7 protein-coding genes are annotated in these 11,325 nt (G+C 61.6%); all 7 read left to right on the top strand.

Annotation, left to right across the window (positions count from 1 at the left end):
* The first annotated feature begins 4 nt into the window (after positions 1–4).
* Positions 5–943 (top strand): DUF58 domain-containing protein, encoded by a 939-nt coding sequence (locus SH809_03270; GenBank protein MDZ4698705.1) that lies wholly within the window; start codon positions 5–7, stop codon positions 941–943.
* 25 nt (positions 944–968) lie between these two features.
* Positions 969–2,177: a M20 family metallopeptidase gene (locus tag SH809_03265; protein MDZ4698704.1), complete on the top strand. Its 1,209-nt coding sequence runs from the start codon at positions 969–971 to the stop codon at positions 2,175–2,177.
* An 87-nt stretch (positions 2,178–2,264) separates the two neighbouring features.
* Complete coding sequence (locus SH809_03260; GenBank protein MDZ4698703.1) at positions 2,265–2,960, top strand: TIGR02453 family protein; 696 nt, start codon at positions 2,265–2,267, stop codon at positions 2,958–2,960.
* A 1,037-nt stretch (positions 2,961–3,997) separates the two neighbouring features.
* A complete protein-coding gene (locus tag SH809_03255; GenBank protein ID MDZ4698702.1) occupies positions 3,998–5,071 on the top strand; it encodes an efflux RND transporter periplasmic adaptor subunit in 1,074 nt (357 codons plus the stop codon).
* Positions 5,072–5,181: 110 nt separating this feature from the next.
* On the top strand, positions 5,182–8,328 hold the full coding sequence (locus tag SH809_03250) for an efflux RND transporter permease subunit (GenBank protein ID MDZ4698701.1): 3,147 nt from the start codon (positions 5,182–5,184) through the stop codon (positions 8,326–8,328).
* Complete coding sequence (locus SH809_03245) at positions 8,325–9,629, top strand: TolC family protein (protein MDZ4698700.1); 1,305 nt, start codon at positions 8,325–8,327, stop codon at positions 9,627–9,629. Before SH809_03250 ends, SH809_03245 begins: the two co-directional genes overlap by 4 nt.
* Before the next feature lie 2 nt (positions 9,630–9,631).
* Positions 9,632–10,765, top strand: a complete 1,134-nt coding sequence (locus SH809_03240; GenBank protein ID MDZ4698699.1) for an AI-2E family transporter — start codon at positions 9,632–9,634, stop codon at positions 10,763–10,765.
* The last annotated feature ends 560 nt before the right edge of the window (positions 10,766–11,325 follow it).

Here is an 11,325-nt window from a genome sequence, read left to right as displayed (position 1 = left end):
CCCGTTGGCAACTCAGGAACAGGAAACCGCCCGTCGCTACCTCGACCCGATCACGATCTCTCGCCTCAAGAACATGGAGCTGCGGGCGCGCCTGATCGTGGAAGGGTTCATGACCGGGCTCCACAAAAGCCCTTTCCACGGGTTTTCGGTTGAATTCGCCGAGCACCGCCCGTACAATCCCGGCGACGAGTTGCGTCATGTCGACTGGAAGGTATTCGCGAAGACCGACCGGCACTACCTGAAACAATACGAGGAAGAGACGAACCTGCGGCACTATGTCGTGCTGGATACCTCCTCCTCGATGCGGTACCGCCACGCCGGCGCGCTCAGCAAGCTCGAATACGGCTCGTACCTGGCCGCCGCGCTACATTATCTGATGGTGAAGCAGCGCGACGCGACAGGACTCATCGCCTTCGACGAGCGCGTCCACACCCTGCTCCGTCCGAAAAGCACGCAGTCCTACCTCCGCCAGCTGCTCGCCCGACTCGAGCACATGAACGACGCCGAACTCGGCGAAAAAAAGACGGGCGCCGCCGCCGTGCTCAACGAAGTGGCCGAACGCATCACCCGCCGCTCACTGGTGATGCTGATTACGGATTTGTTCGAGAACGTGGGCGCGCACGACGAATTGCTGAAAGCCCTCCGCCACCTCCGTTACCGCGGCCACGAAGTGCTGGTTTTCCATGTCCTGGAAAGCGAGACGGAGCGAAAATTCCGGTTTCCGGATGTGCCGATGGTCTTTCGCGACATGGAGACCGGCGAGGAAATCACACTCCAGCCGGCGCAGCTCCGCGAGAACTACGAGGCCGCTGTCCGCCTCTTCAGCGAGAACTTCCGCAGGCAGTGCCTCGGGTACAACATCGACTTCGTCGAGCTCGATACGGCCGAGCCCTACGACACCGCGCTGATGGCGTACATCAACAAGCGAAAAAAACTGATGTAATTTCCAGTCACACCCCCACCTACGCATGGTAAACCGTTTCAAAGCCCTCTCCGACGAGATTTTTCCTGAAATCGTCCGCCTTCGCCGCACCATCCACCGCCGGCCCGAACTGGCCTTTGAGGAGGTCGAAACCGCCCGGCTCGTGGCCGAGACACTGGCGCCGCTGGGGGTAGAGATCCAGACTGGTGTCGCGAAAACAGGCGTCGTGGCGACGATCGTCGGGGCGAAGCCCGGGCCGACGATCGCGCTCCGGGGCGACATGGACGCTCTGCCGATCCACGAGGAGAACGACCTGCCGTTTAAATCCGAGCGCCCGGGCAAGATGCACGCCTGCGGGCACGACGCCCACACGTCGTCACTGCTGGGCACGGCCATGATTTTGTCGAAGATAAAGGAGGAGATCCACGGGACCGTGCGACTCCTCTTCCAACCCAGCGAGGAGAAGCTGCCGGGCGGGGCAAAGGTGATGATCGAGGAGGGCGCGCTCGCCGGTACTGGCCGCCGCGCCGCGCCGGCCGCCATCTTCGGACAACACGTACAGCCCGGCATGCCCGTCGGCAAGATCGGCATCCGCAACGGGATGTATATGGCGTCGTCGGACGAGCTGTATTTCACCGTACACGGCACAGGCGGGCACGCCGCGGCCCCGCACCTGCAGCAGAGCGACGCCGTACTCGTCGCCGCCCACATTGTCGTGGCCCTTCAGAGTGTCATCAGCCGCAACTGCCCACCCGACGCACCGAGCGTCCTCTCCATCGGCCGCGTCATCGCCGACGGCGCCACTAACGTCATCCCCGTCACGGCCCGCATGGAAGGCACGTTTCGCGCGATGGACGAAGGCTGGCGCTTCCGGGCGCACGACCTCATCCGCCGCGTGGCCACCCACACGGCCGAGGCCTTCGGGGCAACGGTGGATGTCGACATCTGGGTCGGCTACCCCGCGCTATTCAACCACGAGGCCCCGGCCAACCTGGTCCGCGCCGCCGCGCACGAGTTTGTCGGGCCTGAAAACACGGTTGAACTGGATCTATGGTTCGCCAGCGAGGACTTCGCCTGGTACCTCCGCGAAATTCCGGGCGCCTTCTACCGAATCGGCATCCACGGACCCACCATGGGTGCCGCCCACGCGCTGCACACGCCGCGGTTCGACATCGACGAAGAGGCACTGCGCCTCGGGCCAGCGTTTATGGGGTATCTGGCCTGGAAATCGGGACTACTGGTTGATGGTCGATAATCGATGGTCGATGATCGATGATCGATGGCTTACGATCTTGTCAACAATTAACTATCGACAATTAACAATTGACCATCCAACCCCTCCATGTTCGACTCCGACCTCCCCCCCTTCCCTGGCTTCCGTGACGAAGCGTTCAATTTTTTTCGCCAGCTGGCCAGCCATAACGAGCGCGACTGGTTCAAGGAGCGTAAATCGATCTATGAAGACGAAGTCGTATGGCCGCTGCAGTGCCTTCTCGTTCAGGCGTCCCGCGAAGCCGCCGCACACGGGCTGAACCTCGTCGCCGATCCCAAGAAATCGATCTTCCGGATTTACCGGGACACTCGGTTTTCGAATAACAAGGCTCCGTACAAGACCCACGCCGGTGCCGTCCTGACTCGCGACGGCTCACACGCTGCCGCCGGCGGCATCTACATCCACGTCGAACCCGAGCAGTGTATGATGGCCTCGGGGTGGTGGCATCCCGAAAACGACGTCGTCCGCGCCTGGCGCAACGCCATGTCGCTCGATCCGGATACGTTCCTCGGCATGGTAGAACGTCTTGCGGCCGCCGGCCTTACCCTTGAATCCGACGAAAAGCTCAAACGCAGTCCGGCCGGCTATGAACACCACGGCGACGAACCGATCGCTGCTTTTCTGAAGTTCAAATCGTACATCGTCTCCCGTCCACTCAACGAAAACGAGCTAAAAACACCGGATTTTGCCGCGGCGGTCGTCCAGATGATGCAGGACTGTTATCCTCTTCTCACATACGGCTGGGCGCTGGAAAAGGCCCGGTGAGAGGTGATGAACACGTAGGGGCGTTCGGCAGCCGGCGCACCCAATAAAAAAGCCGGCAACCGTTACGGCGGTTGCCGGCTTCTCCAGGTGGAGGAAACACAACACGTAAGATGAGGCGCGGGTCAGCTTCGGACTAGCGATCTCCGAGGACAAAGCGTTTGGACGAGCGTTTCGGCTGCAAAAGCGCCATGGCCGCCATAGCGCCAAAGAATAGTATCATTACCAGAACGGCCGTTTCAGTCGCGATCATTTGCTTGTACCGGGAGGTCTTTGTGCTTGGTGTCCGATCTCATCGTTTACAGTTATAAAGTACGGCCCTCCTCCTCGCTCGCCAGGCTACCCCGAGGGGATTCGGGTACTCCTGAAGAAGTATTGAGTAGCGATTAGCGATTAAACGAGTAGCGATTCGTGAGGGAAGACGAGGGCTGGGGATCCTGCACGTCCTTCGCACTCATGCTCCAGAACGCACGCAGAGCGTGCTCACTCACAGACAAAAAAACGCCGGAGCCATTACGGTGGCAGCCGGCGTTTCCCTTACGGGGGTGGCAAAAGCCTATCTATCGTTAAGCGGCAGTGGTCGCTCCTTACGGGGAGCGTCAGGCACCGCGTTTGGGATTCATGAATGCCATCAGGCCGGTGGCCAGAAGGAACGTGAGCATGGCGATGACGGCAAGTTCGGTCGATTCCATGGTATGCGATAACTGTTCGCTTCGAAGGTGAATGACTACATGTAGTACACGAGAAGGGCGTGGGGAGGACGAGTACGCGGGTACCATTTTGATGGTACCGGGGGAGTATTCGAAGGGGAGCCCGATGGGGTGTCGGTTCGAACCCACCGGCCGGCGGCGTTGCGGAGGCCAGTTGTTAGATATGTGTAAAAATTGATATCAACTCGGATGCCAGAAACCGGAACGAGCAACAATCCTTGGACTGGATCGTGACACGGCGTGCGCCGACGCATTCTCACCCCGTCATTCCGCCACCTGCCCCGTGATCGGCCGTTGTGCCAGACGTAGGCCCATCACTGGATCATCCGCATGAGTAAACCTGTCAGGCGTATACTGCTCGGCCTGCTGTTCCTGGTCATCATCCTGGCACTTGCCTGGCCCAAAATCAGACAAACCCCGTCGACCGCCGCCAGCGGTGCACCCGCGCCCGCCGGCGAGCGCCCCCTCGAGGTTCAGGGTCTGGTCATCGTCTCCGAGCGACTTAGCGACCGCATCTTCACTACCGGCACCATCCGCGCGAACGAGGAGATCGAAGTACACAGCGAGATCTCGGGCAAGATCACCAGCATCCACTTCCAGGAAGGCAGCGCCATGCGTCTGGGCGATCTACTCGTCAAGATCAACGATAGCGAGTTGCAGGCGCAGTTCCGTAAGGCCGAGTATCGCGTCACACTGGCCAGTGAACGAGAGATCCGCCAGAAGCAGCTCTACGAAAAGGGCGGGATCAGCCTCGAGGAATACGAGTCCACGCTGAACGAACTCAACGTCTTAAAGGCAGACGTGGAACTAATCCAGGCGCAAATCGCGAAAAGTGAGATCCGAGCGCCATTTGATGGCATCGTAGGGTTACGCCGGGTGAGTGATGGGAGCTACATCTCGCCGGCGACGGTGATCACCACCCTGCAGGATGTCGACCCCGTCAAGATCGACTTCTCCATTCCCGAGCGGTACGCGCAGCGCGTGGCCGTCGGGGACGGCATCGAGTTCAGCGTCGAAGGCATCGCCGAGTCCCTGCGCGGCGCCGTATACGCCCTCGAACCCCGGATCGACGCCAACACCCGGACCCTCCTGCTCCGCGCCCGGAGTCCGAATCCGGGGCGCCGGCTGCTGCCCGGGGCGTTCGCGGATATCGTCCTCGTCTTCGACGAGATCCCGGACGCCCTCGCCGTGCCGGCCATCGCCATCATCCCGGAGCTCGGCGGGAAGAAAGTCTATGTCGTGGAAAACGGCAAGGCGGTTTCGCGCATGGTTGAAACCGGCATCCGAACCGAAGACCGCGTCCAGATTCTGAGCGGATTGGCCACCAACGACACCCTGCTGGTGTCCGGCGTCCAGCTCCTCCGCCCCGGGCTGTCCGTGCGGGTGCAGGTACTGCCTCCCTGAGCCGTAAGCCATCGATACGGGCCATAGCCACCCACGACATTTCCCGATGTGCAAGTTGCACCAGACCATGCGTCTTTTGCCTTTTGCACTTTGCATTTTACCCTGATCCTATGAGCCTCTATTCCATTAGCATCCGCCGGCCGGTTCTGGCTGTGGTCATGTCGATCGCCATCGTGCTCTTCGGCATGCTGGGCTTTTTCGATCTCGGCGTACGCGAGTACCCCGCCGTCGATCCCCCGATCATCACCGTCGCCACCAACTATCGGGGGGCGAATGCGGACGTCATCGAGTCTCAGATCACCGAGCCGATAGAGGAGTCCGTCAACGGCATCTCGGGCATCCGCACCCTCACTTCCGTCAGCCGCGAAGGGCGCAGCACGGTGACGGTCGAGTTCGATATCGACGTCGACCTTGAGCGGGCCGCCAATGACGTGCGCGACCGCGTGTCCCGCGCCATCGGCAACCTCCCGCCCGACGCCGACCCGCCCATCGTAACCAAGGCGGACGCCGACGCCTTCCCGATCGTCTTCCTGAGTGTAAAAAGCGACCAACGCAATCTGCTGGAGCTTACCAAGATCGCGGAGGACATCTTCAAGGAGCGGCTTCAGACCATCGAGGGCGTCAGTGCGATCGACATCTGGGGGTCCAAGGTGTATTCCATGCGGCTCTGGCTGGACCCTCAGAAGCTGGCGGCCTACAAGCTCTCGCCGCTCGACGTACGCAACGCCATCACACGCGAAAACGTCGAACTCCCCTCCGGCCGTATCGAAGGCCGAGACGTGGAGCTGACCGTCCGCACGATGAGCCGGCTTGAAACGCCCGACGCGTTTAACAACCTCATCATCAAAGACGATGACGGCCAGATCGTCCGACTCATGGACATCGGCCGCGCGGAGCTGGGGCCGCTGAACGAACGCACGGTGCTCAAGCGCGACGGCATCCCGATGGTTGGCGTCGTGCTGCGGCCGCTTCCGGGGGCGAATAACATCGCGATCATTGACGAGTTTTACCGCCGCGTGGATCAGATCGAGCGGGAGTTGTCAGACGATATCGAGCTGGCCATCGGCTTCGACAACACGATCTACATCCGGGAGTCCGTGAGCGAGGTGCAGCAGACGATCTTTGTCGCCCTCGCCCTGGTCGTGCTCATCATCTTCCTTTTCTTGCGCGACTGGCGGACGACCATCATCCCGGCGGTGGTGATTCCGATTTCGCTGATCGGATCGTTTTTCATCATGTACATGCTGGACTTCTCGATCAACGTGCTGACCATGCTGGGCATCGTCCTGGCGATCGGCATGGTGGTCGACGACGCCATCGTCGTGCTCGAGAACATCTACAGCAAGATTGAAGCCGGCATGCCGCCGCTGGAGGCCGGCATCGAGGGCACCCGCGAGATCTTCGTCGCCGTCATCGCGACCACGTTAGCGCTCGTCGCCGTCTTCCTCCCCATCCTCTTCCTGGGCGGCCTCACCGGCCGGCTCTTCCGGGAATTCGGGATGGTCATCGGCGGTTCGGTCGTCATCTCTTCCTTCGTGGCGCTCACACTCACCCCGATGTTGAGCAGCCGGCTGCTCAAGGCGCGCACCCAACACTCCTGGTTCTATAACAAAACCGAGCCGTTCTTCGAGGGGATGACCACCCGGTATCGCGACACCCTGCACACGTTCATGCAGCATCGGTGGCTCGCGGTCCCGGTACTCCTCCTCAGTTTTGCCGCCATTCCATTCTTTTTTGCTCAGTTGCCCACAGAGCTTGCCCCGCTCGAGGATCGCAACAGCCTCCGCTTGATCTCCACGGCGCCCGAAGGAGCGACCTTCGAGTACATGGACGCGTATGTGGACCAGCTGACGGACCTCGTCCGCGAGCAGGTGCCCGAAACAGCGACCGTCTTCTCGGTGACCTCGCCCGGCTTTGGGGCTGCGTCGTCGGTGAATTCCTCGTTTCTGACGCTCACCCTCACCGAGGCCGCCGACCGCGACCGCTCCCAGCAGGAAATCGCCAACGCATTGGTTGGTCAGGTGCAGGGCCTCACCAGTGCACGGACGTTTGTCTCCCAGCCCGAAACCATCGGCTCGCGCTCGTTCGGGCTGCCCCTCCAGTTCGTGATCCAGGCGCCGAGTTTCGAAAAGCTCACCGAAATCCTGCCGAAGTTCCTGGAGGAGGCTCGGCAGGACCCCACGTTTACATTTACGGACGTGGACCTGAAGTTCAACAAACCAGAGTTGCGGATCAGCATCAACCGGGAGCGCGCCCGCGCGCTCGGCGTGTCTGCTCTGGACATTGCGCAGACGCTGCAGCTGGCCTTCAGCGAGCAGCGGCTGGGCTATTTTATCATGGATGGCAAGCAGTACCAGGTGATCGGGCAGGTCGAACGGGAAAATCGGGACGAGACGCTCGACCTCCGGTCGCTCTTTGTGCGCAACGCCTCGGGCGAGCCGGTGCAACTCGACAACCTCGTGGAGGTGCAGGAAGAAAGCAGCCCGCCGGCTCTCTACCGGTTCAACCGCTTCGTCTCCGCCACCGTCTCGGCCAGCCTGGCGCCGGGAAACACGATGGGCGACGGCATCGAGGCCATGCGCGCCATCGCCGGCCGCGTCCTGGACGACACGTTTTCGACCGACCTCTCCGGCCCCTCGCGCGACTTCGTGGAGAGCTCCTCGAGCCTGCTGTTTGTCTTCCTGCTCGCGCTCGCGCTCATCTACCTGGTACTGGCCGCCCAATTCGAGAGCTTCCGGGATCCGTTCACGATCATGCTCACCGTGCCGCTCGCCCTTGCCGGCGCGTTGTTCTGGCTCTGGTACTTCGACCAGACCCTCAACATCTTCAGCGAGATCGGGATGATCATGCTCATCGGTCTGGTAACCAAAAACGGCATCCTGATCGTCGAATTCGCCAACCAGCGCCGCGAGCAGGGGCTCTCGATCGCCGAAGCCGCCAACGACGCCGCCGTCACCCGGCTGCGCCCGGTGCTGATGACGAGTATCTCGACCATCCTCGGCATCCTACCCATCGCGCTTGCGCTGGGCGCGGGCGCCGAAAGCCGGGTGCCGATGGGCATTGCCGTCATCGGCGGGCTGCTAATCGGCACCTTCCTGACCCTGTACGTCATCCCCGCCATGTACACATTCCTGGCCAGCCGCACCGTAAACCGGCCCGATGAGCTCAAGGCGGTCGTCGATGCCCTGCGTACGCAAGGACGCCCCCCCGTTCGAACCGAGACGCGCACGGAGAGCGCCCCCACCGTCACCCCATGAAGCAATTGCTCCTTATGGTAGTCCTGGGCCTGGTGCTCGCGCTACCTGCCCGGGCCCAGGATGTGCTCACGCTGCGCGAAGCCATCGACCTCGCCCTCGAAAAAAATTATGCGATCCAGATCGTCCAGAACGACATCGCGATCGCCTCCAACAACTACAGCCTCGGCAATGCCGGCTTCCTGCCGTTCGTTGGCTTCGACGCCAGCGTGGGCCGCACGGTGGCCAACACCACCCAGCGCTTTCTGAGTGGCGATGTCACCGAGCGCGATGGCGCCCTGACGCGGCGGAAAGCGGCCGGCGTCGGGCTCCAATGGACGGTTTTCGATGGCTTCGGCCGGAACGCCGTGTACGACCGCCTCGGCGGCCTCTACCGCCAGCAGCAGACCCAGGCCGAAAACACGACCGAGCTGGTGCTCACCGACGTCATCGTTTCCTACTACGACATCGCCCGCCAGCAGCAACAGCTTCGGGTGCTCGACGAAGCCGTCGAGATCTCTGAGGAGCGGATGCGGATCGCCGAGCTGCGGCGCGACCTCGGCTCGGCCTCCGAACTCGAGGTGCGGCAGGCCCGGCTGGACCTCAATGCGGACCGCGCCGCCGTCCTCCGCCAGCGCACGGCCCTGGTGAATGCGCGAGCTGATTTTAACCAGCTCCTTGTTCGCCCCCTCGCGCTCGATTACGCCGTCGTCGACAGCATCGAACTGGTCCTCCCTCTCGATGAAGAGGTGCTCGAGCGTGAATCCCTCGAACGGAACTCCGCACTCGCGCTGGCCGAGCAAACACGGTATGTGGCGCAGGTCCAGCTCCGCGAACTCCGCGCCGAGTGGATGCCCACGGTGGGCGTGAACGCCGGCCTGAACTACTCCGACCTCAACGCCGAAACCGGCTTCCTGCTCGCCAACGAGACCAACGACTTCACGTATGGCGCCACCCTCAGCCTGAACCTGTTCGACGGCATGAACCGCCGGCGGCGAGGCGAAAACGCCTTGATCCAGCTCAAAAACGCCGAACTGATCATCGAAGACGTACGCACGCGCCTACAATCCGACATCAGCCGCTCGTTTCAGGACTACCAGAATAGCCTCGAATTGATTACGATCGAGCGTGAGAATCTGGCGCTTGCGCGGCTAAACGTCGATATTGGGCTCGATCGCTTCGAACTGGGCACGATCACGTCGATCGAACTGCGCGAAGTGCAAGAAACCCTCACGCGCGCGCAAAGCCTGCTCCTTCTGGCGCAGTTCGAAGCAAAACGGGCGGAAACCGAATTGCGCCGGCTGAGCGGGCGATTGATCGATTGAGTATGGAACCGACCCCCCTGTTATTCCGGCGCACCTTCCTACTCCTGCTGGTGATCGGCATCACGCTGTTGTTTTTGCGGATGATCGATCAATACCTCATCACGCTCCTCATGGCCGCGATCTTTACCGCCATGGCGCATCCGTTGTACGTGTGGATGCTGCGACGCGTGGGTGGCCGGCGGACGCCCGCATCGTTGCTGACCATCCTCATCGTCCTGCTCCTCCTCGTCATCCCGATCACCGCTTTCCTGGGCATCGTGGCGGCTGAAGCGGCCAATATCCTCACCACGATCCGCCCCGGCATCGAGCAACTGCTCCAACAGCCGAATGTCATCAGGGACTGGGTGGATCGACTTCCGTTCGCCGAGTATATCGAACCCTACGAGTCGGAAATCCTGGTTCGACTCGGCGATGCCGTCCAGCGCATGGGCGACTTCGTCATTCTGAATATAGCAACCGTCACGACGGGGACGGCGATTTTTTTCCTGCACATTGGCATCATGCTGTATGCCATGTTCTTTTTTTTGATCGATGGCAAGTCCCTGCTGGACCAGATCCTCCACTACATTCCGATGCGGGATGGAGACAAGCGGCTGCTGGTCGAAAAATTTGTATCCGTGACCCGCGCCAGCCTGTGGGGTGCCCTTTTGATCGGGATCATGCAGGGTGGCCTGGCCGGCGTGGCGTTTGCCGTCGCCGGCATCGGAGGCGCCGTGTTCTGGGGGACGGTGATGGCTGTCATGTCGATCATCCCCCTGCTGGGCGCCGCCATCGTGTGGATTCCGGGCGTGATCTACCTCATCGCGACGGGCAAAATCGGCGCCGGCATAGGGCTGGCCGTCTGGTGTATGATTGTCGTCGGCCTGGCCGATAATCTGGCCCGGCCGCGGCTCGTTGGGAAAGACATCCAGATGCCGGATCTGCTCGTCTTGCTTGGCATCATAGGCGGGCTGTCGTTATTCGGTGGGATCGGCCTGTTCATCGGTCCGATCATAGCCGCGTTGTTTGTGGCCGTCTGGGACCTCTACGGCAGGGCGTTTTCCAGCATGCTCGAAAAACAGCCCGCGACGGCGACGCCCGCTCAGAACGTATCTACCACCGCCTCATCATACGGCGACACGCCGCCGGCCACATGACCCGATTTCCGACGAAGAGTACTCGCCTGATTTTACATCGCCGCAGACCAGCCGATACCAACGCCGATAGGTAACGTTGTCTGTTGCACAGGGTCATGAATCAGGAATACCTCGCTCTGAAGCCAGCCGTAGACGAAGAATATTCCCAGGCGGTCGCGCGGGTCGTGATGACGAGCCTATTCGCGTCGATGGTCGGGTACCTGTGGTGGGGCGGGGGATCGATACCCTGTACGATTCGTTGTGGGCCGGCCTCGCCTATCTGGCGTTTTCTGTCGGCTGGCTGATCCTGGTCAAGCGGAGACCCGGCGCCTTCCTGTCTCGAAGTGCCACTGTCATTGTTGGCGATCTGGGGCTGATCACGCTTGTCGATCAGCAAACATCTGATCGAGTTGATGGATGGGGCGATGACGGTGACCAGCGAGCCTGGGGCGGGTCCGCCTCAGGCCATCGCGGCCTCCCACGCCGGCGCCGGCCGGTGCATCCAGATCCAGGCGATGTAATCCACCAGCGTCGGCTCTCCCCCGACCTCGCGCAGCCGGCGATTGACCTGCCCGCGGTGG

The sequence above is a fragment of the Rhodothermales bacterium genome, assembly GCA_034439735.1.
Taxonomy (GTDB): domain Bacteria; phylum Bacteroidota; class Rhodothermia; order Rhodothermales; family JAHQVL01; genus JAWKNW01.
This window is presented reverse-complemented; position numbering and strand designations above follow the sequence as displayed.